We start from the raw sequence: 24,790 nt of genomic DNA, 5'->3' as shown, positions 1-24,790 counted from the left end.
GCGGCTCGCGCTTGCAGCCTGAGGCCCGAAGCTTGAAGCTGCCTTTATGAATATTCTGATTGTGGGTCCTAGCTGGGTCGGCGACATGGTGATGGCGCAGACGTTGTTCGTGTGCCTGAAACAACGCCATCCAGACTGCCAGATCGATGTACTCGCGCCCGAATGGAGTCGCCCGATCCTCGAGCGCATGCCCGAGGTCCGGCAAGCGCTGAGTTTTCCGGTCGGGCACGGCGTGCTCGACATGGCGACGCGGCGCAGCATCGCCCAGAGCCTGCGCGGGCAATATCAGCAGGCGATCCTGTTGCCCAACTCGCTGAAGTCAGCACTAGTGCCTTTCTTCGCTGGCATCCCGAAGCGCACCGGTTGGCGTGGAGAGATGCGCTTCGGCCTGCTTAACGACATGCGCAAGCTCGACAAGCAGCGTTATCCGCTGATGATCGAACGCTTCATGGCCCTGGCCTTCGAGCCAGGCGCTGAGCTGCCCAAGCCCTACCCGAAACCATCCCTGCGCATTGATGCCGAGAGTCGTGATGCGGCGCTGGCGCGGTTTGCGTTGAGCGTGGATCGGCCCGTTTTAGCGCTGTGTCCGGGCGCCGAATTCGGCGAGTCCAAGCGTTGGCCGGCCGAGCACTTCGCCCAGGTGGCCGAAGCGAAAATACGGGAAGGATGGCAAGTATGGCTGTTTGGTTCGAAGAATGATCATGCTGTGGGCGAGACGATCCTTCAGCGGTTAATTCCTGGTCTACGCGAAGAAGCGCTCAATCTCGCCGGTGAGACCAGCCTGGCCGAGGCCATCGACTTGCTGTCGTGTGCCGAGGCGGTGGTTTCCAATGACTCCGGTCTGATGCACGTGGCCGCGGCGCTAGGCCGGCCGCTCGTGTCGGTGTACGGCTCCACGTCGCCGGCATTCACTCCGCCTTTATCCGAGCAGGTCGAAGTCGTGCGGCTGGGGCTCGATTGCAGCCCTTGTTTCGAGCGAACCTGCCGGTTTGGCCACAACAACTGCATGCGTGAACTCGAACCACGCTCGGTTATCGACGCACTGGATCGCCTATTGCCCCAGTCGGTCGAGGTGCGCTGAGTGAGGGTGTTGCTCATCAAGACGTCGTCTCTGGGTGATGTAATTCACACGCTTCCGGCGCTGACCGATGCCCAGCGCGCGATACCCGGCATTCAGTTCGATTGGGTGGTGGAGGAGGGCTTTGCGGAAATCCCGGCATGGCATCCTGCCGTGGTGCAGGTGATCCCGGTAGCGATCCGCCGCTGGCGCAGGCGCCTTTTGCAGACCCTTCGCTCGGGCGAGTGGCGCCGCTTCAAAGCGCGCCTGCGCGAAACTCGCTATGACCTGGTTATCGACGCGCAAGGGCTGCTGAAAAGTGCCTGGCTGACCCGATACGTTAGCGCCCCTGTCGCAGGGCTGGACCGCGAGTCAGCGCGAGAGCCGCTGGCATCTCGTTTCTATGACCGGCGTTACGCTATCGCGCGCGATCAGCATGCCCTCGAGCGTGTGCGGCAACTGTTCGCGCAGGTGCTCGGTTACACGGTGCCCGAAACGATGGCCGATTACGGGCTGGATCGAAATCAACTGGCCACGTCGGGCGACCAACCCTACCTTCTATTTCTGCATGGGACTACTTGGCCGAGCAAGCATTGGCCGGAAGGCAATTGGCGCGAATTGGCCGAGCGCATGAGTGAGTTTGGCTGGTCGATTCGGTTGCCGTGGGGCAACGCAGACGAGAAGGCCCGAGCCGAGCGAATCGCTGAAAATCTCTCGAGTGTTTCGGTGTTACCCAAGTTAAATCTCGGTGGGATCGCCAAGGTCGTTGCCGGAGCGCGTGCCTGTGTTGCTGTCGACACCGGGCTCGGTCACCTTGCCGCTGCGTTGGACGTTCCGAGCATCTCGCTTTATGGCCCGACCTTGCCTGGCCGAGTGGGCGCTTATGGTCGCTCCCAGGTTCACCTCTGTGCCTCGGGGCCGAACGCCGGCAAAGGCGACCGCCACAAACCCTGTTTTGACGACTTGCCAGCCGAGCGGGTCGCCAGCGAACTCAAGGCCCTGTTGCGGTCGTCGGAGACAACCTGATGCAGCTGGCCTTCATCCTTTATAAATACTTCCCGTTCGGTGGGCTGCAGCGCGACTTCATGCGCATCGCCTTGGAATGCCAGCGCCGCGGCCACCAGATCCGTGTGTACGCGATGATCTGGGAAGGCGAGGTGCCCGAAGGTTTCGAGGTGTTGATCGCGCCGGTCAAGGCGCTGTTCAACCACACCCGCAACGAGCGCTTCACCGCTTGGGTCGAGGCGGACCTAGCAAAGCGTCCAGTGGATCGGGTGATTGGCTTCAACAAGATGCCAGGGCTGGATGTGTATTACGCCGCCGACCCTTGTTTCGAGGACAAGGCCCAGACCCTGCGTAACCCAATCTACCGTCGTTGGGCCCGTTACAAGCATTTCGCCGAGTACGAACGCGCGGTGTTCGCCCCGCAGGCGAAGACGCAGATCCTGATGATTTCCGAGGTGCAGCAGCCGCTGTTCATCAAGCACTACGCAACGCCGGCTGATCGTTTTCACCTGCTGCCGCCGGGCATTGCCCAGGACCGAAATGCGCCGTCCAATGCCCTCGACATTCGGGCCGAGTTCCGACGGGAGTTCGGGCTTGAGGGCGACGATCTTCTGCTGGTGCAGATCGGTTCCGGTTTCAAGACCAAGGGGCTCGACCGCAGCCTCAAAGCCGTCGCTGCGCTGCCTCGAGAGCTGAAACGACGGACTCGCTTGTTCGTCATTGGGCAGGACGACCCCAAGTCCTTTCAGCTACAAGCCAGGAATCTAGGCATTTCCGATCAAGTTGTCTTCCTTGAAGGCCGCAGTGACGTTCCGCGGTTCCTGCTGGGCGCCGACCTGCTGATCCATCCTGCCTACAACGAGAACACCGGTACCGTGCTGCTCGAAGCGCTGGTCGCCGGGCTGCCGGTGCTCGTCACGGATGTCTGCGGCTATGCACATTACATCGCCGATGCCGATTGCGGTCGCGTGGTGCCGAGTCCTTTCGAGCAAGGCCATCTCGATCGGCTTCTGGCCGAGATGCTTGCGGGCAATGAGCAACGCGCACTGTGGTCGCAGAACGCTCTCGCTTTTGCCGGACGCGCCGATCTGTACAGCATGCCCGAGCGGGCAGCGGATGTGATCCTCGCGGAGCGCCCATGAAACTGATCGTCACAGAACCCTTCAAAACCCTCTGGGCCGGCCGCGATCCGATCGAGGCCGTCGAGCAGCTGCAGGGGCAGGTTTATCGGGAGCTTGAGGGGCGTCGCACCTTGCGCACCGAAGTCGACGGTCGCGGCTACTTCGTCAAGATTCATCGCGGCGTCGGTTGGGGCGAGATCGTCAAGAACCTCAGCACCGCCAAGCTGCCAGTCCTCGGCGCCGGGCAAGAGTGGCGGGCCATCCAACGGTTACACGAGGTCGGCGTACCGACCATGACTGCCGTTGCCTATGGTGAGCGCGGCAGCAATCCCGCCACTCAGCATTCGTTCATCATCACCGAAGAACTGGCACCGACGGTCAGCCTCGAGGACTTCGCCGCAAACTGGCGTGAACAACCGCCGGAGCCTGTGCTCAAGCGCGCGCTGATTGCGGAAGTCGCTCGCATGGCTGGGAACATGCACCGTGCCGGAGTCAATCACCGCGACTTCTACATCTGCCATTTTCTGCTGCATACCGACAAGCCGGTGACGGCGCATGATTTTCGCCTGTCGCTCATTGACCTTCACCGCGCCCACACCCGCGCCCAGACGCCACGCCGCTGGCGCAACAAGGATCTGGCCGGGTTGTATTTCTCGGCGTTGGGCATCGGCCTGACGCGCCGTGACAAGCTGCGTTTTCTCCAGGTCTATTTCCAGCGGCCGCTACGGAATGTCCTGTGTGACGAGGCTTCGTTGTTGACTTGGCTGCAGCGGAAGGCGGAAAAGCTTCAAGACCGCAAGTTGCGCTACGGAGATGCGCTGTGATGGCAGGCTGGACACTCGACCCGGCCTATGCCGATCTGAGCGATGACTTCGGCAGGCTAGAGAGCGTATTCGAGCTGGAAGGCGAGAGGCTGACCCGGGATCTGCTGTCGGAGGTCATCCGCATCGAGCGTAACGGTGTTCGCTATTACGTGAAACGTTACTCTGGGGCAGGCAAAGGGTTGCGTCGATTTGTCGGCCGGCCTCGGGTCAAGGCCGAATGGCAGAATCTCATGCTCTTCCGGCGCTGGAGCATTCCGACCGCTCCAATTGTGGCGTACGGCCTGGAGCGCCGCGGTGGTGCTTTTTTGCGTGGAGCATTGATCACCCGCGAGCTTGAGCAGACCGAAGATCTTGCGTTGCTGGCCAACACCACCGATGCGCGCCTGCGTGATCGTCGTTGGGTCCAGGATGTCAGTCTGCAATTGGCGCGCTCGACGCGGGCGATGCACGACCGTGGCTTTGCGCATAACGATCTAAAGTGGCGGAATCTACTGGTCGATCCACAGCGCCGCCTTTACCTGATCGACTGTCCGACCGGCGCGTTCTGGCGTGGACCGTTCCTGCAGCGGCGGATCGTCAAGGACCTGGCCTGTCTGGACAAAGTTGCCAAATACCAGCTCACGCGGACGCAGCGCTTGCGTTTCTACCTGCAGTACAGCGGTCATCAGAACTTGGATAACCGAGACAAGGCCAGGATCCGCGCGGTCTTAAAGTTTTTCGAGGGGCGAGAATGACCAGATTGAAGCTCGGAGAGCTGGCAAAAGCTGGCCGTGAGCCTTCATTGCCGCTGGTTCTGGAACTCCCCTCGGGCGAAATGCTGATCGACTCGTGGTTGCGCGTCTTGCCCGGGCAGCGCTATGTCGCCCGCGCTGAATGGGAGGGGCGCCAGGTATTGGTCAAGGTGCTGGTCGGAGATAAGGCAGGTCGACATTATCAACGCGAGCGTGAAGGTGCCGCGCTCTTGGCTGGGCAGAGCCTGCCGACGTCTACTCTGCTAGATGAGGGTTGGGTTGAGCGAGAGGGGGGGTGGCTGACGTTCGGCTATCTCGAGGGTGCTCAGAGTCTCTGGAGCCTTTGGCGGGACACTGAGCAAGATGCTCCGCTGTCATCGGCTCAGGAGCAGGTACTCGCGGCTGCGCTTGCGCTGATCGCAAATATGCACGCGCGCGGTATTTGGCAGGCCGATCTGCACCTCGACAATCTGCTGCGCGCACGTGACCAGCTCTATGTGGTTGACGGCGGTGGCGTGAAAGCGGAAGTGCCCGGAAGGCCGCTATCTCGGGAGCGCGTGCTGGAAAACCTTGGTGTTTTCTTCGCCCAGTTGCCGGCAGAGCTTGAGCCGTTCATCGAAGAGCTGCTGGTGCACTATCTACTCGCCAACAGCGAGCATGCGCTGCCGCTGGAGGCGTTGCTCAAGGATATCCGTAAGACTCGCGCCTGGCGTCTGAATGATTACCTGAAAAAGGTGGCGCGCGATTGCAGTCTCTTCAGTGCGCGTATCGGTGCGTTCGGTGCGCAGGTGGTGAGGCGCGATGAGGAGGCAGCCCTGCAGGCGGTGCTTGCCGATCCAGATGCGTTCATCGCCAAGGGCAAGCTGTTCAAGACCGGCGGTACTGCCACCGTAGCGCGAATCGAGCTGGAACGGCGGCCCCTGTTAATCAAACGATACAACATCAAGAACCCGCTGCATTGGGTCAAGCGTTTCTGGCGCCCTAGCCGCGCCTGGCACAGCTGGATCGAAGGCAATCGCCTCGACTTTCTAGGGGTTGCCACCCCCCGGCTTTTGGCAGTCATCGAACGGCGCTGGATGTGGATGCGTGGCCCCGCGTGGCTGATTACCGAATTGCTTCCGGGTGAAGATATAATCGCGCACTTTCAGCCGTACGTGGATAGTTGTCCGCCCGAGGAAGAGCTGTTCTCGCTGGACCGATTGTTCACGACGCTGATTCGCGAACGCATCAGTCATGGGGACCTGAAAGGGCACAACATATTCTGGGAGCGGGGCCGCTGGACACTCATTGATCTCGATGCTGTTCAGCAACATGTTAGCGATACCAGCTTCGCCCGGGCCTATGCCAAGGATCGTGCACGTTTTCTGCGCAACTGGCCGGCCGACAGCGCGCTGCATCAACTGCTTGACCAACGTTTACCTGCGGTGCCCGGCATCCGCATCGAAGATTAAGAGGCAATATCCGTGGCATTGACGATTCTCGGCCTTTCCGGCGCCCTCAGTCATGATCCTTCCGCCGCTCTGTACATTGACGGCAAGCTGATCGCTGCTGTCGAAGAAGAACGCTTCGTGCGTGACAAGCATGCCAAGAACCGCATGCCGTACGAATCAGCCAAGTTTTGCCTTGAGCAGGCCGGCATCAAGCCGTCCGATGTCGATGTGGTGGCCATTCCGTTCGCGCCGATTAGCATCTTCGAGAAGGCCCGCTGGCACTACGCCAAGCGTTACTGGTACGCACCGGACCGCGCGCTGGATGCCATTCTCATGGGCAACCGCCGCTACTACCGCTACAAGAAGCGCATCGAGTGGTGCCTGCAGCAGCTGGGCTTCGACCTGAAGAAGGTCAAGTTGCAGCCTGTCGAGCACCATCTGGCTCACGCCTCCAGCGCCTACCATTGCTCGGGATTCACCGAGAAGACCGCCATCCTCGGCATCGATGGCAAGGGCGAATACGCCACCACCTTCTTCGGCTGGGGTGAGAACGGCAAGATCCACAAGATCAAGGAATTCTACGATCCGGATTCTTTGGGCGGTCTGTACGGTGCGATCACCGAGTACCTCGGTTTCGAGATGCTCGACGGCGAGTTCAAGGTGATGGGCATGGCGCCCTACGGCGATGCCGCCAAGTATGACTTCTCTCGCCTGGCCACGTTCGAGAATGGCGAACTAACCATCAACACGGATTACGCCAACGTCATCGGCTTCCGTCGTTACAAGGAGAAGGGCAAGGGCTATTACTTCTCGCCCAAGCTGATCGAGTGGCTGGGGCCCAAGCGTGAAGGCGATATCGCCGACGATCCCTACATCCATTACGCGGCTGCCATGCAGGCGCTGTTCGAAAAGCTCGCGCTGCAGATGATGGACTATTACCTGGGCGACATCATTCGCGAGGCCGGCAAGATCGCCTTCGCCGGAGGTTGCGCGCTCAACGTCAAGCTCAACCAGAAGATCATCGCCCGCGACGACGTCAAAGAGCTGTTCGTCCAGCCTGCCTCCGGCGACGCCGGGACCGCGGTTGGTGCGGCTGCCTACGTCTCCCACCAGCGCGGTGTACCGGTGGAAAAGATGGAGCACGTCTATCTCGGCCCGTCTTATTCCAACGAAGATGTCATCGCGGCCTGTGCCCGGCACCCCAACCAGCCGGTGTTCAAGCAGATCACCAACACCCCTGAGCGCATTGCCAGGATCATGGCGGACGGAAACCCCGTGGCCTGGTTTCAAGGGCGCATGGAGTTCGGCCCGCGCGCCCTTGGCGGCCGTTCGATCATCGGCTGTCCGAGCGTGCCAGGCGTGGCCGATCGAATCAACGAGCAGATCAAGTTCCGCGAGCGCTGGAGACCCTTCTGCCCGTCCATGCTCGATACCGTTGCGTCACAAATGCTCAAGGTCGATCACCCCAGCCCATTCATGACCTTCACCTTCGAGGTCAACGAGGGCTGGAAGGAGCGGGTCGGCGAAGTGGTTCACGAGGACGGAACGTCCCGCGCCCAGGTGCTGGAGCGCCGGCACAATCCGCGCTGGTACGATCTGATGCTTGAGCTAGAAAAACTCACCGGCAACGGCGTTTCGCTGAACACCTCGCTTAACCGCCGCGGTGAACCGATGATTTGCTCTCCAACCGATGCGCTGAACATGTTCTATGGCTCGGACTTGCAGTACCTGATCATGGAGGACATCCTCGTGGTCAAGGACGGTAAGGAATGGTATGACAGCGTCTAAGAATTGGGTGCTGCAGTTTTGCCACAGCTATGACGGGCCCTTTCTCGACTGTGCTCGGCAATACGCCGCGCTTTTCGCTGGCACGCCATACAAGGTCTGCACGGTATATCTCACAGGCTCACCGAGTGATGAGGTTGTGCAAGGATCTGCTTCGGATGAAGTGGTGTTCCTCGGTTATAGCAGCCGCGACGTGCGCGGTCTGAAGCTGCAGGCAATTCAAGATATACGAAAGGTCGACGCCACACGCGACTTCGCGTTCTGCATAGCCCATCGCTTCAAGCCGATCTACGTAGCATTGCTGGGTACCAGGCTGCCTGTGATCGGTATCCACCATGCCTTGGGCGATTATCAGCGTCGTCCGCGTCAGCTGTTTGCCAACTTCTATCGAAAGCGGCTGACGCTGCTGGGCGTATCCAATGCCGTGAGAGACGATCTCCGCGCCTGCCTCTCTGGCTGGCCGGCTGAGCGCATCGAGACGCTGTACAACCGTATAGATATAGCTGCGGTGCGGGCTGAACACCTGTCACGTGAAGAGGCTCGGGTATTCCTCGGGCTGCCTCAGGATGCATGGGTGGTCGGCAATGTTGGCCGTCTGCATCCGGACAAGGACCAAGCAACGCTTATTCGCGGCTTTGCGTTAGCGCTGCCCCAGCTGCCGGGTCAAAGCCTCCTGGCGATCATGGGGAGCGGCTCTTTGGAGGCCCCGTTGAAGGCATTGGCAGCGGAGCTTGAGGTGAGCGAACGGGTGCGCTTTCTCGGCCAGGTGCCGTATGGCCGTCGCTACTTCAAGGCATTTGACGTCTTCGCTCTTACCTCCGATCACGAACCGTTCGGCATGGTGCTGCTAGAAGCAATGGCCGCTGGAGTGCCGGTGATCTGCTCGGACTGTGGAGGAGGTAGGGAGGTGGTCGATGGCGTTGGGTGGCTATTCACGCGGGCCGACGAACATGCCTTGGCGCGCACTCTGAGACAGAGTGCGACGGCGCCAAAGGACGCTCCGCGAATTGCCGAGGCGCTGCTGCGTTTTTCTGACCAATGCGTGCGGGCCACTTTTTGGCGGTTGCCGATGATGATCAACTGGCGACTGGCGGCAGACTAGTCCGCCGTGGCGCAGCCAGCCAGCGCATTACCTACTCGGATTTTCAAGGGAAATTATTTTGATCAACACGCTGAAGGCGACTCTCTATAGGCGTTGGTTGCGCAGACGTGGGTTCAAATTGGCTGTCGACATACACGCCCTACCCGGCAAAGCGCTGCTGGTGCTGGAAGAGGGTGCTTCCATCGGTAAAGTGATTGGCACCTTCGAGCACTTGCAGGTCGGCGCATCGAGTTATGTGCGCAGCGCCTCCGAACTGCTAAATGTCGCGCGGATAGGACGGTTCTGCTCGATTGGCAACGCGGTCGTGATCGGTCAGGAAAGGGCCGGTCACCCGCTGCACTGGGTCAGCTCGCATCCCTTTCAGTACACCGGGACATCTTTAGACTACGCCGCCCCCGGCAAGCCGGCTGAGGTCGGCCATGACGTCTGGATCGGCCGCGAGGCGATGATCATGGAGGGAGTCGTGGTCGGCACGGGTGCGGTGGTCGCGGCGCGCTCCGTGGTGACACGCGATATACCACCGTACGCGGTGGTCGCTGGGACGCCGGCGCGCATCCTGCGTTACCGTCATCCACCGCAGTTAATCGACGCGTTGCTGGCGAGTGCCTGGTGGGAGCTGCCGCTCGCAGTCCTCCAGGGCTTGCCGATGAACGATCCAGAATCTTTCCTGAGGGCCATTGCCGCGCTGCAGGAAGGCGGACGGATCTCCTTTAGGCGAGTCGAGGTCAGCCGCCGAGGCTGTCGCGAGCTCCCGCTTGCTGAGCGTCGCGTACACGGGGGGATATGATGAAGGTCCTATTTCTCGTTCAGGCCGAACAGCGGGCGATCCTGGATCGTCTCTACGAAAGCATTCAGCACCACTGCGATTGCGACATCCGCTGGCTTGGGCGCCGTGATCAGGCCAATCTGCGGCGTTACTTCCGGGACCACGTGGACATAGCCTGCTATGACCGCATCCTGTTCTTCCTGCGCTTCAAGCAGGAGATCCGCCAGGTGGACTTTATTCGCAACGTACCGAACCTGGTCCTCCTCGAGCATGACGCGTATCAGAACTACATTCCCTGCAAGTACACCGGCAAGTTCAGCGCGCACTATCGCAAGCTGCCCTGGGCGCGGGTGATCAGCTCCGGCCAGGTTGTGACCCGGCGCTTGCGCGAGGAGGGGGTGGATGCGATGTTCGTCCCCAAAGGCTACGACCAGACATTGCTGCGCGATTTGGGGCGCGAGCGCGATATTGAACTGGGCTTCATCGGCAGCACCAAGAGTGTTGCCTACAGCGGGCGCAAGGCGCTGTTGGACGAGCTGGCGCAGATGGAGAACCTGGTGGCAACTCGTACCAATTCCGGTGAAGACTACCTCAACGCCCTCAACCGTATCCGTTTCTTTGTTAGCGCCGACGTTGGCATGGGCGAGTACATGATCAAAAACTTCGAGGCCATGGCCTGCGGCTGCGTGCTGCTTGCCTACGATCAGGGCGAGGAGGAGAACCGCGCGCTGGGCTTCGTCGACATGGAGAACCTTGTGCTGTACCGGACGGTTGGCGAACTGCGCCGCAAGCTGGCGCAGCTGCGCGCCGATCCGGCTTGGGCGATGCGAATCGCCGACAGCGGTAGGGCGCTGGCCGAGTCTTGCTTCAGCTTTGCGCACATTGGCGCCAAGATCGTACAGGCCATGGCGGCGCCCTTGCGATCTGCCCCTGCGCCCGGCTGGTTCTGCCGACTGCGCAACCGTCTGGGAGTCTGAGCATGACCGCGCCGCGACTCCTATTCCTCATTCCCTATTTCGGACGCTGGCCGTTCTGGATGCCGTTCTTCCTGCAGAGCTGCCGTTTCAATCCGGATGTGCGGTGGCTGTTCTTCACCGACTGCGGTACGCCGCCCAATGCGCCAGACAATATCCATTTCCGGGTCATGAGCTTTGCCGATTACTGCGCCAAAGTATCCACTCGGCTGGGCATTGAGTTCCGGCCACAGAGCCCCTACAAGCTCTGCGACCTGAAGCCGGCACTAGGGCATGTGCATGCCGACGAGCTTGACGGCTTCGATTTTTGGGGGTTCAGCGACATCGATTTGGTTTATGGCGATCTGCGCGGCTATTTCAGCGCCGAGCGGCTGCAGCGTTTCGATCTGCTCTCAACCCATGAGCGGCGTATCTCTGGCCATCTCTGCCTGCTGCGCAACAATGCGCGGATGCGCGAGGCCTTCATGCAAATACCGGGCTGGCAGGCGAAACTGGCTTCTAGCGAACACAGCGCCTTCGATGAGGGCGCCTTCAGTCGATTGTTCATCCGTCACAAGAGTTGGCCGACGCCGTTGCGGCGGCTGGTCGACATCTCTAACCCCTGGCGGCGGCGCAGCGAGTTTGCCGAAGCCTTTAGCACGCCGAATGGCCGGGTGGCTTGGCTCGATGGAAGTTTCAACTTCCCGCGGCGCTGGGTTTGGCAGCTCGGGCGGTTGCGCAACGACCGCGACGGCATGCGGGAGTTTCCTTATTTTCATTTCATCGGCTGGAAATGCGATGCCTGGCCAGCCCATAACGAACTTGAGCTAATGGGCGATGCCACGCTGGCCGAACAGGATACGTGGAGCATCACCCCCCAAGGTTTTCGAGAGGTTTGAATCTTGATCTTTTCTAAGGACAGTGACGTTACTCTGGTAGTGACCAGTTGTGGGCGTTTCGACCTGTTAACGCAGACGCTGGCTAGCTTCGATGCCTTCAATACGATGCCGATTCGCGAGGTGTTCATCACCGAAGACTCGGGCAACCAGATTGTTGAAGACTGCATCCCGGAGCATTGGCGCGAGCACACCACCTTTTTCATTAATGTGCCGCGGCTGGGGCAGATGCGTTCCATCGATCTGGCCTACTCGCACGTGAAGACCCCGTGGATCTTCCATTGCGAGGACGATTGGGCGTTCTATCGGCCGGGCTTCATCGAGGAGTCGCAGTCTCTGTTAGAGGCTGATCCGCAGGCGCTACAGGTCTGGCTGCGTAGCTTTGCCCACGATCTGGCGATCCATAGCCCCTATGTGTATTTGGGCGAGCGCCAGGTGGTCCAGAATATCCCGTGCTATCGGCTCGGTTCGCACAAGGAGGACTGGCAGGGCTTCTCCTTCAATCCAGGTTTGCGCCGTTTGGTCGACTATCAGCAGCACGCCCCCTATGCACAACACGCCGGCGAAAAGGACCTTTCGCGGCTGTACGCGGGAGAGCAGCGCCATGCACTGATCTTAGAGAACGACGCCGTACTGCATACAGGGTTTGGCGAGCATGTCAGCGTACCCGAGGAGCAGGTAAAGAAGACACGACGCAAGCGCCATGAGCGGTTGCGGCTGATTTTGGCGTTCACTGTTGGTCTTTTATGTGGGGTGATGCTTTGACTGTCGTAAAGCGCCTGAATGGAATACATGAGCGGGTAGGCTACTTCACCCCAGCCTTACTTGTTTTTATCGCTAGTTTTCTGTTGTTGCCCACTAGCAAGATGGTTAACAACGTCTATTACGTACTGCTGGCATTGCCAGCGCTAGGCGTGCTGCTGGTGAGTAGGGCGCGCGATGTCCGGTCGTCTCCCGCCTTGTGGCTATGGGCTGCCCTATGCGCTTGGTATGTGCTGATTGGCGCCCTGTCGGTGGACGGCCAATATTTCAAGCATGTGCTTTATATGGCTTTGTTTGTGTTGCTGGTCAGCCAACTGGTCAATCCTCAGCCACTGCGCACGCCACTGTTCTCCCGTGGATTGTTCTGGGTACTGGGTCTATATGTGCTGGGCTCGGCCATCGTCTATTGGCTCACCGGCCGCTATGCCCCTGGCGAGCGGGTGCTTTGGCTGCCAGGGCGGATGACCGGGCCGATCTACACCAGCATGTGGCTGGCTAGCTGCTTCGCTCTAGCGTTGCCTACTTGGCTGGCCCAGCGGCGCTGGCTGGAACTGTCTGCTGCTGCCTCGCTAGCAATCTTCTGCATGGCCTATGTGCTTCAAAGTCGCTCCGGGCTGGTCGGTATGCTCGCAATTGGCGGTCTGGTCGCTGGCTGGGTAATGTTGCGCCGTGCGCGCTACCTGCTGTTGATGGGGGTCGCAGCTGTGCTGATGGCTGGCTTTATCCTGATCGCCATGCGTGAGATACCAGAGGTGGCTCGTCTGTTCGCTCGTGCCGACGCTGGCCGCTTCGAACTATGGGGTATTCTCGCTGCGGAGTGGTTGGAATGCAGTCTGTGGCTGGGCTGCGGCATGCAGCATGTTACGGACGCGACCATCCTTGGCGGTGCACCAATCCAGCATCCTCACAATATCTTCCTAGCGCTTGGTCTTTATAGCGGCCTGGTGTCGTTGCTGATTTTCTTAATGCTAATGGCCGTGGTGCTCCAGCATGCCTGGAGGCAGCGCGATCCCTGGGGGCTTTATCTATTTACGGCTTTGGTGGCCTTGAACTTCGATGGCAGCAAGCTGGTCGGCAACCCCGACGAACTTTGGTTACTGGTACTGCTGCCGATGGCGCTGATCGTCAACCGGCGAGCGGACGGGGCTTAGGTCGGGGTGCCTCAGCAACGCCCTGTTCGGATGGCCTCGCAGTAGGCCCACAGTGATGCGCTGTCGAATGGAAGGCCTTCCTTGCGCAGGTATTTATCGAAGTGCTCGCGGTTGCGCCGGATCAGCCGCCCGCCTAGCGGGCGGCGACGGAACTGCAGATCTGCGATGTCGATCAAGCCGAGCTGGCCGCTCGGGGTACGGACGATGTTACCGAGGTGCAGGGAGCGGAAATACACACCGCTGTCATGGAGGCGGTTTATGAAGCGCGCTAGCTCCTGCTGCAGATTGGACCAGGAAATATCATTGTCCCGCAGAAGCTGGGACAGCGTTTCTCCGGGCAATGGCTGATAGAGCACTACTGTTCTGCCAGGGTCCTCCAGGCGGTAGAGGCGCAGCGGCTGCAACGTGGGAATACCGAGCTCTTGTAGTGCGGCAGCGTTGGCACAGAAACGCCGCGAGTGCGGGCGCAGCAGTGCCGAGGAAAGCAGGCGTTTGCGGCGGAACAGCTTGAGCATGTTACCGTCGCGCAGCCGGTAGACCTTGGGGCCGAAGCTATCCTGCTCTAATATCCGTGCGCCTTCTATCATCTCGGTCAGCATGGCTGCGGGCAGGGGAGTAAAAGTCAGCACGTATGGGCGCCTTAGTGTGTCGGAGCGGCATATGATGCCCGATCTCGACGGGGCGCGGCCATGCCAACGAGGGAGTGTTAAGATTGCTGCCCTTTTTACGGGCGAGATCCGTCATGTTAGAGACCTCCAGGCAGGAGCCTGCCTCCAGCCTCAAGATTTATTTCCGCCTGTTGGGCTATGTGAAACCCTACATTGGTTATTTCCTGGTCAGCATCATCGGCTATGTGATCTTCGCCTCGACCCAACCGATGCTGGCTGGAATTCTGAAATACTTCGTAGACGGTCTGAGCAACCCCAGCGCTGCTCTATTCCCTGGCGTGCCCTGGTTGGCCGAGCTGCCGCTACTGCACGCGGTACCACTGTTAATGGTTTTGATCGCTGCCTGGCAGGGCTTGGGCTCATTCCTGGGCAACTACTATTTAGCTCGCGTTTCTCTCGGCTTGGTGCATGACCTGCGTGTGCAATTGTTCAACAATCTGCTAACGCTGCCCAATGGCTACTATGACCAGCACAACTCAGGTCATCTCATTTCGCGGATCACCTTTAATGTCACCATGGTCACAGGTGCGGCTACTGACGCGATCAAGGTAGTGATTCGCGAGGGACTTACTGTGGTTTTCTTGTTCGCATATCTCTTGTGGATGAACTGGATGCTGACCCTAGTGATGCTGGCGATACTGCCGGTCATCGCACTGGTAGTGAGTAGCGCCAGTAAGAAATTCCGGAAGCAGAGCAAGAAGATCCAAATGGCAATGGGGGATGTCACCCATGTCGCTTCGGAAACCATTCAAGGCTACCGGGTGGTGCGCAGCTTCGGCGGAGAGCGCTACGAGCGGCGGCGCTTCTTGGGCTCCAGCCAAAGCAACACCGAGAAGCAGCTGCGCATGGTTAAGACCAGCGCGGTATATACGCCCACCTTGCAGTTGCTTATCTACAGTGCTATGGCCGTGCTGATGTTCCTGGTGCTGCTGCTGCGCGGCGACGCCACTGCAGGTGACCTGGTGGCTTATATCACTGCCGCCGGCCTCCTGCCCAAGCCGATCCGCCAGCTGTCCGAAGTCAGCGCCAACATCCAGAAAGGGCTAGCCGCCGCCGATAGCATCTTCGAGCAGCTCGATGAACAGCCGGAGACTGACAGCGGCGCTCTGGAGCGTGATGCGGTCAGCGGTCAGCTGGAAGTGCGCAACCTCAGTTTCTTCTATCCGGGCAGCAAAAAGCCCGTGCTGCACGATATTAACTTCACTGTCGAGCCCGGGCAGATGGTCGCGCTGGTAGGCCGCTCCGGCAGCGGCAAATCCACGCTGGCGAATCTGATCCCGCGCTTCTATCACCACGAGACCGGTCAGATCCTGCTCGACGGCGCGGATGTCGAATCCTACAAATTGCGCAACCTTCGGAGGCACATAGCCTTGGTGACTCAGCAGGTGACACTGTTCAACGACACGGTCGCTAACAACATCGCTTATGGCGACCTCGCTGGCGCACCCCTGGAAGAAATTCAGCGCGCCGCTCGCAACGCTTACGCCGACGAATTCATTGAACAAATGCCGCAGGGTTACCAGACCCAAATCGGGGAGAACGGCGTGCTGCTTTCAGGTGGTCAGCGTCAGCGTCTGGCCATTGCGCGGGCGCTGCTGAAGAACGCGCCTGTGCTGATTCTGGATGAGGCCACTTCTGCATTGGATACCGAGTCCGAGCGGCATATTCAGGGTGCGCTGGATCATGTGATGACTGGCCGTACCACACTTGTGATTGCACACCGGTTGAGCACCATCGAGAAAGCCGATCTGATTTTGGTGATGGAACAGGGGCGTATCGTCGAGCGCGGTACCCATGCAGAGTTGCTGGCAGCGAACGGCGCCTACTCTAGGCTCCATGCGACTCAGTTCAAGGAAGACGAGCCTGACGAGCAGAAATCCTAATGTTGCAATTTCTGCAAAGCTGGCGCGAGCGTGGCTGGTGCGTTATTGACGCATCGAGATATGCGGAAGCCTGGCAGCGCTACGGCGGCAGCGTCGCGACTCACCCTGATGTCATCGAACGGCTGGCTGGGCTTGCGGGTATTCCAGTGCGCTATCTGGGCTGGGAGCAGCAAGGCGAGCTGGTTGCGGCGGTTCCCTGTTGGGGGCGGCATCTAGCGCTTTCTAAGGATGTGCTGAAAAAAACCGGCAAGCGCGGTGTGTTCGACCTGGGCAACGCGGAGATCATTCTGCCGGTTGCCGAGCAGGCTGGTGTGCCGGTACGCCAGCGTATGCGCTACGTGTCCGAGCATAATGTCGGTGCAGTCAGTACATTGCGCGAGCAGTCGGAGGGTTTGGCACTAGTGCGCGAACCGGAGACGTATTCGAAGAAATTCCGCTACAACCAGCGGCGCGAGCAGCGCCTGCTGGAAGAGGCCGGCGGTGTGCTGCGTCCGATGCTGAATTTCTCGCCGACCGAGCAGGCTGCAATGTATGCCGATCTGTTTCGGCGCCGCTGGGGTTTCGACGTGCCCGGCAAGTGCTATCTGCAAGAGGTCTTTGCATTAATGCGCGAGTTCATGACCGGCTCGGTAGTCCTGCTCGATGAGCAGCCCATCGCCGTTCAGGTGCTTTACCGGATCGAAGCGCCGAAGTGGGTGTCGATTGAGTACATCAACGGCGGTGTCGATCCGGAACAGCGCGACTTCAGCCCCGGCAGCGTACTGAGCTTCGCCAACACGCAGGCGGCCTGGGCCGAGGCTCGAGCGCTGGGCAAGCCGCTGCGTTATTCTTTCGGCCGTGCGGACCGTGAGTACAAGGACCGTTGGTGTAATCGAGTTCCGGTTTTTCAGGTGTAGGCATGGACGCGCGCAAACAAAAGCTGTTGCAACAGCATCGTCGTGACAAACGTATTGCAATGCTGGTGGCGCTCATCGCGCTGCTGGTAATAGGCGTGACGGTCAACTTGTGGCTGGTGCCGCTGCTGGTGATTTTAGGCTGGATTTCCCATGAGGCGTGGTTCGCCGATCATTTGTTCTATCGGCCGCAAGAAGATTACCGTTATGAGTTCCCCCCTGATGCGCTGCAACAAGCGGGACGCATCGAGCGTGGAAATCTGCACTTGACCGGTGACGTGCCGGAAGGCGATACGCTGATTCTTGAGGTGCAGCTGGAGGCAACCTGGGCTGGACGCTTAAGGGATCCGCGGGTGTATATCGGCGAGGATCGTCAGGATTTTGAACGTGGCGTACGTGGGCGGCGATATCTGAACTTGTCTGGGCTGCAGGAGGCTTTGCGTGCGGGCTCGCTGCGCTTCGATAGCCGGTACTGCCGTCTGGATGCCGAGGTCAGGCTGTATGCCATGAGTAACCTCGACTATACGCAGCGGCGGGTGCTGATTATCGCGCCGCACGCCGATGATGCCGAGCTGGCCGCCTTCGGCCTCTACAGTCAGACCCCGGAGGTGGCTATCGTCACGCTGACCCAGGGTGAGATTGAAGCCGACAACTACCGCCGCCTCGGTCTGGACAGTGCTGCGGCAGCGCGGCTCAAGGGGCGATTGCGCACCTGGGGTAGCCTTGCTGTGCCTCTGTGGGGCGGCGTGTCGCAGCGGCATTGCGTCCAGCTCGGCTATTACTGTTTGCAATTGCCGGCGATGGAGGCGATGCCCGAAAGGGTCTTCGGCTCTCGTGAGTCCGGTGATACCAACATACGCACTGTGAGAGCGCACAATCCGTTGCAGTTGCCAGGGGACCGCGACGGGCAGGCTACGTGGCACAACTTGCAGGCCGATCTGCGTGCTTTGCTCGCGCATTTTCGTCCCGAGGTAGTGATCACCCCTCATCCGGAGCTGGACCCACATGCTGACCACGTTGCCGCGACCCGTGCTCTTCGACAGGCAGTAGAAGAGGGGGAGTGGAAACCCGAAGCCCTTCTGCTCTATGCCAATCACTTGCACGATAACGACCGCTGGCCCATGGGGCCGGCAGGCTGTGGTGTCGCCTTGCCGCCGGCTATCGAGCCTTTGCCGGCTGATCGCCTGTGGAGTCTTTCGTTGAATGCCGAGACACAGCTGGACAAGGCCATGGCGCTGGCCATGCAGCATGACCTGCAAGTGCCCCTGCCAATGAAAAAGCGCCTGCGACGGAGTATTCAGCGGGTTCTGGCGGGACGCCGCTGGCCGACAACGGGTGATGACGAATTTTTCCGCAAGGCGGTGCGTCGCCACGAACTGTTCTGGGTTCGCCATCTCTAGCACGGCGTCAGCGCGGGCAGGCTTCCACTGCCTGCATGTTATGATCGCCGCCGTTTTCTCGTCCTCACCGGAGCCCTCATGAAGCTGTCCATGCCCCGTTTCGACCAAGCCGCCGTTCTCGTGGTCGGTGACGTCATGCTCGATCGTTACTGGCATGGCGGTACGTCTCGGATCTCACCGGAGGCGCCGGTGCCGGTGGTCAGGGTTGATCAGGTCGAGGATCGACCGGGTGGAGCGGCGAACGTTGCACTGAACATCGCCGCGCTTGGCGCGCCGGCGGCGCTGGTTGGGGTTACCGGGGTCGATGAGGCGCGGCAGAGCCTGACTGACAGCCTTGCAGCAGCTGGGGTCGGCGCGCATTTCCAATCTATCGAGCACCAGCCGACGATCATCAAGCTGCGAGTCATGAGTCGTCATCAGCAGCTGTTGCGGATGGATTTCGAGGAGCCCTTCGATACTGATCCCGCCGCGTTGTTGAGGCAGGTCGAGGCGCTGCTGGACGGCGTCAAGGTGCTGATTCTGTCCGATTACGGCAAAGGCGCGCTGCGCAATCACCAGGCATTGATTCAGGCGGCGCGTCAGCGCGGCATCCCGGTGCTGGCTGATCCCAAGGGCAAGGATTTTGAGATCTACCGAGGGGCGTCGGTAATCACCCCGAACCTGGGTGAGTTTGAAGCGATCGTTGGGCACTGCGCCGACGAAGCCGAGCTGGTGGCCAAGGGGGCCGAGCTGATGCACAGCCTTGAGCTCGGTGCCCTGCTGGTTACTCGTGGTGAGCATGGCATGACGCTGCTGCGTCCGGACCATTCACCATTGCACTTGCCGGCTCGCGCTCGTGAAGTGTTCGATGTCACGGGTGCCGGCGACACCGTCATTTCTACGTTGGCCGCCGCCATCGCTGCGGGCGAGGGGTTACCGCAGGCGGTGGCGTTAGCTAACCTGGCTGCAGGAATTGTAGTAGGCAAGCTGGGCACCGCTTGCATCAGTGCGCCCGAGCTGCGCCGTGCGGTGCAGCGTGAGGAAGGTTCCGAGCGCGGCGTGATGACGCTGGAGCAACTCCTTACAGCTATCGAGGATGCCCGTGCTGAGGGCGAGAAGATCGTGTTCACTAACGGCTGTTTTGACATCCTGCATGCTGGCCATGTGACCTATCTAGAGCAGGCGCGCGCCCAAGGCGATCGTCTGGTCGTCGCGGTTAATGACGATGGCTCTGTGAGTCGTCTGAAGGGGCCGGGTCGACCGATCAATTCCGTCGATCGTCGCATGGCTGTTCTCGCGGGACTCGGCGCAGTGGATTGGGTCGTCTGTTTTCCGGAGGACACGCCTGAAAACCTGTTGGCACAGGTGAAGCCAGATGTATTGGTCAAGGGCGGGGACTATGGCGTTGATCAGGTTGTGGGCGCGGAACTGGTCACGGCCTACGGTGGCCTCGTTAAGGTGTTAGGGCTGGTCGAAAACAGCTCCACCACCGCGATAGTCGAAAAGATCCGCAGCCGCTGAAGCAGGCAGGGGGCCGTTTCTGCACTAACGACTAACGGCAGCGGTGGTCGTATTGACCCAGTCACGCCAGCGGATGCGTTCGTCTCGCACGATCCAATCGTATTGCGGCGCGAAACTTTCTGATAGCCACAGTCCACGGGTGCTTGCCGGCACCGGCTGGCCTTTGCGTAAGGTAAACAGCGAGGCGGAAGGGCGGCCGTGCTGGAGTGGAATTAGATACAGGTCGGGTCGGCTACGGTCCAGCTGGGCCACAAGCTTGCCGTCTTCGAGGCGCTCGTCGACATGAAACAGACTCAGCTCTCGTGTTTCCTTTGGCAGCTCCAGGCGCATGTCGTACACCAGTTGCAATGATGCGGTGGGGAGATGCACATAGGCTCTTGGCCGTTCCATGAGGGTCATCTGGCCGCACTGGACCGGCCGGGCCGATCCGGACAGCGAAGCCAGAGTGAAATGCACGGCTTCCCGGTAGCGCAGGCTGCCTTGATAGGGTGCCGGCAGCCAGATATCGCCAAAGCGTCCGGCAAGCCAGCCTTCCGGCGTTTCCAGCAGGCATTCCTCCGCGACTTCCTGAATGGCCGTCAGTAGCGGCAGGCTGAGTTCATGCGCCGGTACGTAGCCAGAGATCAGCTTCAATACGACATCGCCGCGATCCCGCCGCTGCTGGCGCACCAGCACCCAGTATTCCTGCCCCTGCCAACAGAGCGTTAGACGCACCGAAACACCCAGGTTAGCCAGTTCGAGGCGAAAGCGGGCCGGGTCATCGACATCCATTGGCCGACGGCGCTCGAGCATTTCGTTGAAGTTAAGAGGACGACCGAGGCTCTGATAGCGAAGGCCTTCCGGGCTGGCCTCGGCGAGCACCGGCAACGTCTTGAAAGTGGTGGGATTCTTGCGGATAAGCACGCGCGGCATTCGGCTCTTCCTGGCTGCAGGCGGCCGTTGGGCCGCACTTATTGTTGTTGGGATAAAACGGATGCGGCGGTTCGCACGTTATCTGACAAGTGTTGCGAGTTAATGGTGCCGATGATGGCTGCGCCAACCCCTGGGTGGGCGAATACCAGTTCGAAGCTGGCGCGCACGGGGTCAACGCCAGGTTTCAGGCAGGCATGACCGCTGGCCAGCGCCTTCTTGATCAATATCCCTTTTTGGTGGGATGCAGCGTAGTCCAGCACCGGGCGTTCAGCCTGCTCATTGAGGTTATAGGTCACCATCGCGCAGTCGCCCTGCTCGAGTGCAAGCAAACCGCCTTCGACGGTTTTTCCGGACAGGCCGTAGCCGAGGATCTTGCCCTCTTGTTTGAGTTCGGCGAGCGTCTCGTATACGCCGCTGTTGCGCAGCACGTCGACGTCTCTTCCGTCCGAGTGCACCAATACCAGATCGATTCGGTCTGTCTGCAGGCGTGTAAGGCTTCGGTCCACAGATCGGCGGGTGTGCGCCGAAGAGAAATCGAAAAGGGATTGGCCGTCGATGAATTCTTCTCCTACCTTGCTGACGATGACCCACTGATCGCGCTGGCCGCGCAGCAGTGGGCCCAAGCGTTGCTCGCTGACGCCGTAGGCCGGAGCGGTGTCGATCAGGTTGATCCCTAGATCTCGAGCCAGTTTGATCAGATCGCGTGCTTGCGCATCGTCTGGTATGCGGAAGCCGTTGGGATACTTCACGCCTTGATCCCGGCCCAACTTGACGGTACCCAGACCCAGGGGTGAAACCCTCAGGCCTGTGCTGCCGAGTGGGCGGTGCAGGTCGTGCAGCGTTTCCTTCATGCCCAGAGCCCTTCCCAGAACGGCCCTGTAATCGCCGGACGGAGCAGCGCTGGTAACGCAGGGTGCTGCTGCGGGCGAATGCCGTCGCGGGCCAGCGCAGCCTGAACACGGTCGGCGAAGTCTGGAGACAGTGCCAGTTTTGTCGGCCAGCCGACCAATAGCCGCCCCTGCTCGGCAAGGAAGGCATTGTCCGGTCTGGCGAGCGCCGACTGGGCAGGCTCGGCGCGGTCGATGCGCAAGGTGGCCCACTGTGCTGACGAAAGATCGATCCAGGGCACCAGTTCCGCGAGCTCTTTCTTTGCAGCAGCGACTTGTCCCGCTTCGTCGCGCGCAACGCCGTCAGCCTCCGCCAGGTCCCCCCCCAAATACCAGATCCACTGCCCATCAGCCGCCGGATGGCTGGTAACCGTTATCCGGGGCTTCGAGCCACCGCCCAGGCAGTGCGCATACAGCGGTTTGAGCGCGGCGGCCTTCACGAGCACCATATGCAGCGGACGTTTTTGCATCGCCGGCTGTGCGAGCCCTAACGCGCTCAGTAACTCGGCATTGCCGGCGCCGGCAGTCAGGACGATGCGCTGCGCACGAATGTCTCGGCCATCTACGGAAAGTCCCGTTAATTCCTCGTTTTCACGCAGAGGCTCGATCTTGCCGGCCGCCAGCAGGCTGGCACCGGCCAACTCAGCCAGGCGCTGGATCAGACTGGGCACGTCGAGCACCAGCTCGCTGAGGCGATAGACTTTGCCCTTGAATCGAGCATCTTGTAGCGCCGGCGGAAGATCGCTGCCCTTAACCTGATCAACGCGCGAGCGTACTGCCTTGCTGGCGAAGAAGCTGGTGAGGTTTCCAGTCAGGGTGCCGGGCGACCACAAGTAATGCGCGTCGGAGAGCAGCCGCACGCCGGAGAGGTCCAATTCTCCGTTGCCGGCCAATGCCTCGCGCCAGCGTCGTGGCATGTCGGCGATGGCTTCCGACGCGCCAGTCAACGCACCGGACAGTGCGTACTTGGTGCCGCCGTGAATGATTCCTTGCGACTTGACGCTCTGCCCGCCGCCAAGCACACCTTTTTCGACGAGAAGTGTCGAGTAGCCTTGCCGGCGCAGGCGCGCATTCAGCCACAGGCCGGCGACGCCACCCCCTACGATCAGGACATCAGTGCTCAGGGAATCGGACATGAACTGGCCTCGTTGTGAAATCAAGCGCGCAGTATAACTGCTTGCCGGTCAGCCTCTCGCCGCCCATATGACGCTTCAGTGGACGGTGCTGCTGGAGAACAGTTGGATCACCACAACGCCGCCGACGATCATGGCCATGCCGAGTACGGCCGGCAGATCGAGCTTCTGCTGATAGATCAGCGCCGCCGCGACGCTTACCAGCACGATACCGAGGCCGGCCCAGATGGCATAAGCGACCCCCACCGGAATGGTCTTGACCACCAGGCTGAGCATCCAAAAGGAAATGCTGTAGCCGACAACGACCAGCAGCAGTGGCAGTGGCCGGCTGAACCCGTCCAGCGCTTTCATCGATGTGGTCGCGATGACTTCTGCGGTGATTGCGATGGCAAGATAGATATAGCCTGTCATGTGGCCTCCGGTGGCATGCAGAGCGAGCGATTCGCGCTGCGGTTAATTCGGCTGCTCCCACGCAGGCAAGTTCGGCGTGCCGCCGTTTTTCCTCGCTTGGCGCCGTGGTGGCCGTTTCGCCGACGCCTTTGCTAAGCTCCGCGACCATGAATCGTACCCTCTATACCTTGCTGTTCCATCTCGCCTTGCCTGTCGTGGTGGTTCGGCTCCTTTGGCGTGCGCGGCGCGCACCCGCCTATTCCCAGCGCATCGGTGAGCGTTTCGCCTATGGGTTGCCTGACTTTCGACCAGGTGGTCTCTGGATTCACGCGGTCTCGGTTGGCGAGAGCATTGCCGCCGCGCCGATGATCCGTGAACTTCGTACGCGTCATCCGGGCTTGCCCATTACTGTCACCTGCATGACGCCGACCGGCTCCGAGCGTATCAAGGCGCTGTTTGGCGATACGGTGCAGCATTGTTATTTGCCTTACGACCTCCCTTGGGCAGCGTCGCGCTTCCTGCAACGTGTGCAGCCAAAGCTGGCGGTCGTAATGGAAACCGAGCTTTGGCCCAACCACATCCATCAGTGCGCGCAACGTGGTATCCCGGTCGCGCTGGCTAACGCACGGCTCTCCGAGCGATCAGCCCGCGGCTATGCGCGCTTCGCTCGGCTGACCGCGCCGATGCTTGCCGAGTTGAGTCTGATTGCGGCACAGACCGGCGCCGAGGCCGAGCGCTTTCGCCTGCTCGGCGCGCGCGACGCTGCCGTCAAGGTAACTGGCTCGATCAAGTTCGATCTCAGCATCGACCCCGCTCTGCAGAAACGGGCAGAGGCGCTCCGGCAAGAGTGGAGTGCCAGCAATCGTCCAGTCTGGATTGGTGCCAGTACTCATACCGGCGAAGACGAGATATTACTGGCCGCGCACCGGCAACTGCTGGTCACGCACCCGGACGCCTTGCTGATCCTCGTGCCTCGACATCCGGAACGCTTCGGCTCGGTGTTCGAACTCAGCAAGAAGCAGGGCTTTACAACGGTTCGGCGTTCTCTTGGCGAGCCGCCCCTGGCAGGCACGCAGGTGCTGCTGGGCGACACCATGGGCGAGCTGCTGTTTCTCTTCGCGTTGGCGGACACGGCCTTTGTCGGCGGTAGTCTTGTGCCCACGGGCGGACACAACCTGTTGGAGCCCGCGGCGCTCGGAAAGCCCGTATTGACAGGGCCGCATCTGTTTAATTTTCTAGACATCGCTGCGCAATTGCGGGATGCCGGCGCGCTGAAAGAAGTCGACAATGCCCCTGAGTTGGCTGCGGCGATCGAGGCGTTCTGGTCCGATCCAGCACACGCCTCTCAGGCGCGGGACGCTGGGTACCGCGTATTGAAAAATAACCAGGGCGCGCTGAATCGACTCCTGAATGGGCTGGGGCAGTTGATCGGGAGCTGAGCGTGTGCGGAACATTCCTGCGTATGGGCGCGCGTGGAGAGAGGCGGCACGCTTCCAGCATCGACCGCTACGGAAAAATTGAGTGTTGCCGCAATGGCTCGC

The 24,790-nt window shown here is 60.5% G+C and carries 23 protein-coding genes; 18 read left to right on the top strand and 5 right to left on the bottom strand.

Features of this window, described 5'->3' with window-relative positions:
* Nucleotides 1-46: 46 nt before the first annotated feature.
* From waaF to K4O48_RS17650, 13 genes are all read left to right on the top strand, one after another.
* Entirely contained in the window at nt 47-1,081 is a 1,035-nt protein-coding gene (gene waaF, locus K4O48_RS17710; protein ID WP_222909659.1) for a lipopolysaccharide heptosyltransferase II, read from the top strand.
* The gene (waaC, locus tag K4O48_RS17705) at nt 1,082-2,083 is read left to right on the top strand and encodes a lipopolysaccharide heptosyltransferase I (protein WP_222909658.1); all 1,002 of its coding nucleotides are present in this window, start codon (nt 1,082-1,084) and stop codon (nt 2,081-2,083) included.
* Entirely contained in the window at nt 2,083-3,204 is a 1,122-nt protein-coding gene (locus K4O48_RS17700) for a glycosyltransferase family 4 protein (RefSeq protein ID WP_222909657.1), read from the top strand. Before waaC ends, K4O48_RS17700 begins: the two co-directional genes overlap by 1 nt.
* Nucleotides 3,201-4,007, top strand: a complete 807-nt coding sequence (rfaP, locus tag K4O48_RS17695; protein ID WP_222909656.1) for a lipopolysaccharide core heptose(I) kinase RfaP — start codon at nt 3,201-3,203, stop codon at nt 4,005-4,007. The genes K4O48_RS17700 and rfaP overlap by 4 nt, the downstream gene beginning before the upstream one ends.
* Entirely contained in the window at nt 4,007-4,741 is a 735-nt protein-coding gene (locus tag K4O48_RS17690; protein WP_222909655.1) for a lipopolysaccharide kinase InaA family protein, read from the top strand. The genes rfaP and K4O48_RS17690 overlap by 1 nt, the downstream gene beginning before the upstream one ends.
* Nucleotides 4,738-6,189 carry a lipopolysaccharide kinase InaA family protein gene (locus tag K4O48_RS17685; protein ID WP_409518908.1) on the top strand — a complete coding sequence of 484 codons (1,452 nt, stop codon included), beginning with the start codon at nt 4,738-4,740 and terminating at the stop codon, nt 6,187-6,189. The genes K4O48_RS17690 and K4O48_RS17685 overlap by 4 nt, the downstream gene beginning before the upstream one ends.
* Nucleotides 6,190-6,201: 12 nt before the next feature.
* Complete coding sequence (locus K4O48_RS17680) at nt 6,202-7,956, top strand: carbamoyltransferase (RefSeq protein WP_222909654.1); 1,755 nt, start codon at nt 6,202-6,204, stop codon at nt 7,954-7,956.
* Nucleotides 7,943-9,055: a glycosyltransferase gene (locus K4O48_RS17675; protein WP_222909653.1), complete on the top strand. Its 1,113-nt coding sequence runs from the start codon at nt 7,943-7,945 to the stop codon at nt 9,053-9,055. Before K4O48_RS17680 ends, K4O48_RS17675 begins: the two co-directional genes overlap by 14 nt.
* A gap of 61 nt (nt 9,056-9,116) precedes the next feature.
* Nucleotides 9,117-9,842 (top strand): CatB-related O-acetyltransferase, encoded by a 726-nt coding sequence (locus tag K4O48_RS17670; RefSeq protein ID WP_222912148.1) that lies wholly within the window; start codon nt 9,117-9,119, stop codon nt 9,840-9,842.
* The gene (locus K4O48_RS17665; RefSeq protein ID WP_222912147.1) at nt 9,842-10,798 is read left to right on the top strand and encodes a glycosyltransferase; all 957 of its coding nucleotides are present in this window, start codon (nt 9,842-9,844) and stop codon (nt 10,796-10,798) included. Before K4O48_RS17670 ends, K4O48_RS17665 begins: the two co-directional genes overlap by 1 nt.
* 2 nt (nt 10,799-10,800) lie before the next feature.
* Nucleotides 10,801-11,673: a DUF6625 family protein gene (locus K4O48_RS17660; RefSeq protein WP_222909652.1), complete on the top strand. Its 873-nt coding sequence runs from the start codon at nt 10,801-10,803 to the stop codon at nt 11,671-11,673.
* 3 nt (nt 11,674-11,676) lie between these two features.
* Nucleotides 11,677-12,435, top strand: coding sequence for a glycosyltransferase family 2 protein (locus K4O48_RS17655; RefSeq protein WP_409518907.1), 759 nt, complete (start codon nt 11,677-11,679; stop codon nt 12,433-12,435).
* Nucleotides 12,432-13,583: an O-antigen ligase gene (locus K4O48_RS17650; protein WP_222909651.1), complete on the top strand. Its 1,152-nt coding sequence runs from the start codon at nt 12,432-12,434 to the stop codon at nt 13,581-13,583. Before K4O48_RS17655 ends, K4O48_RS17650 begins: the two co-directional genes overlap by 4 nt.
* A gap of 11 nt (nt 13,584-13,594) precedes the next feature.
* Here the strand turns inward: K4O48_RS17650 and K4O48_RS17645 are convergent, their stop codons facing one another.
* A complete protein-coding gene (locus K4O48_RS17645; RefSeq protein WP_222912145.1) occupies nt 13,595-14,170 on the bottom strand; it encodes a toluene tolerance protein in 576 nt (191 codons plus the stop codon).
* Nucleotides 14,171-14,325: 155 nt separating this feature from the next.
* On the opposite strand from K4O48_RS17645, the gene msbA reads away from it, so the two are divergent.
* The 4 genes from msbA to hldE all read left to right on the top strand — a co-directional run bounded on the left by msbA (nt 14,326) and on the right by hldE (nt 19,927).
* Entirely contained in the window at nt 14,326-16,134 is a 1,809-nt protein-coding gene (gene msbA / locus K4O48_RS17640; protein ID WP_222909650.1) for a lipid A export permease/ATP-binding protein MsbA, read from the top strand.
* The gene (locus K4O48_RS17635) at nt 16,134-17,030 is read left to right on the top strand and encodes a GNAT family N-acetyltransferase (protein WP_222909649.1); all 897 of its coding nucleotides are present in this window, start codon (nt 16,134-16,136) and stop codon (nt 17,028-17,030) included. Before msbA ends, K4O48_RS17635 begins: the two co-directional genes overlap by 1 nt.
* A gap of 2 nt (nt 17,031-17,032) precedes the next feature.
* Complete coding sequence (locus K4O48_RS17630; protein ID WP_222909648.1) at nt 17,033-18,427, top strand: PIG-L deacetylase family protein; 1,395 nt, start codon at nt 17,033-17,035, stop codon at nt 18,425-18,427.
* Nucleotides 18,428-18,505: 78 nt separating this feature from the next.
* Entirely contained in the window at nt 18,506-19,927 is a 1,422-nt protein-coding gene (hldE, locus tag K4O48_RS17625) for a bifunctional D-glycero-beta-D-manno-heptose-7-phosphate kinase/D-glycero-beta-D-manno-heptose 1-phosphate adenylyltransferase HldE (RefSeq protein WP_222909647.1), read from the top strand.
* Nucleotides 19,928-19,951: 24 nt separating this feature from the next.
* On the opposite strand, the gene K4O48_RS17620 is transcribed toward hldE, so the two are convergent.
* From K4O48_RS17620 to K4O48_RS17605, 4 genes are all read right to left on the bottom strand, one after another.
* Entirely contained in the window at nt 19,952-20,839 is an 888-nt protein-coding gene (locus K4O48_RS17620; protein WP_222909646.1) for a metal ABC transporter ATPase, read from the bottom strand.
* Between the two features lie 38 nt (nt 20,840-20,877).
* Nucleotides 20,878-21,690 (bottom strand): aldo/keto reductase, encoded by an 813-nt coding sequence (locus K4O48_RS17615; RefSeq protein ID WP_222909645.1) that lies wholly within the window; start codon nt 21,688-21,690, stop codon nt 20,878-20,880.
* Nucleotides 21,687-22,862 carry an NAD(P)/FAD-dependent oxidoreductase gene (locus K4O48_RS17610; RefSeq protein WP_222909644.1) on the bottom strand — a complete coding sequence of 392 codons (1,176 nt, stop codon included), beginning with the start codon at nt 22,860-22,862 and terminating at the stop codon, nt 21,687-21,689. Before K4O48_RS17610 ends, K4O48_RS17615 begins: the two co-directional genes overlap by 4 nt.
* A gap of 75 nt (nt 22,863-22,937) precedes the next feature.
* Nucleotides 22,938-23,270: a DMT family transporter gene (locus tag K4O48_RS17605; protein ID WP_222909643.1), complete on the bottom strand. Its 333-nt coding sequence runs from the start codon at nt 23,268-23,270 to the stop codon at nt 22,938-22,940.
* Between the two features lie 146 nt (nt 23,271-23,416).
* Between K4O48_RS17605 and waaA the strand changes: the two genes are divergently transcribed.
* The gene (gene waaA, locus K4O48_RS17600) at nt 23,417-24,688 is read left to right on the top strand and encodes a lipid IV(A) 3-deoxy-D-manno-octulosonic acid transferase (RefSeq protein WP_222909642.1); all 1,272 of its coding nucleotides are present in this window, start codon (nt 23,417-23,419) and stop codon (nt 24,686-24,688) included.
* The last annotated feature ends 102 nt before the right edge of the window (nt 24,689-24,790 follow it).

This window comes from Pseudomonas sp. DNDY-54, assembly GCF_019880365.1.
In the GTDB taxonomy this organism is placed as follows: domain Bacteria; phylum Pseudomonadota; class Gammaproteobacteria; order Pseudomonadales; family Pseudomonadaceae; genus Stutzerimonas; species Stutzerimonas stutzeri_P.
This window is presented reverse-complemented; position numbering and strand designations above follow the sequence as displayed.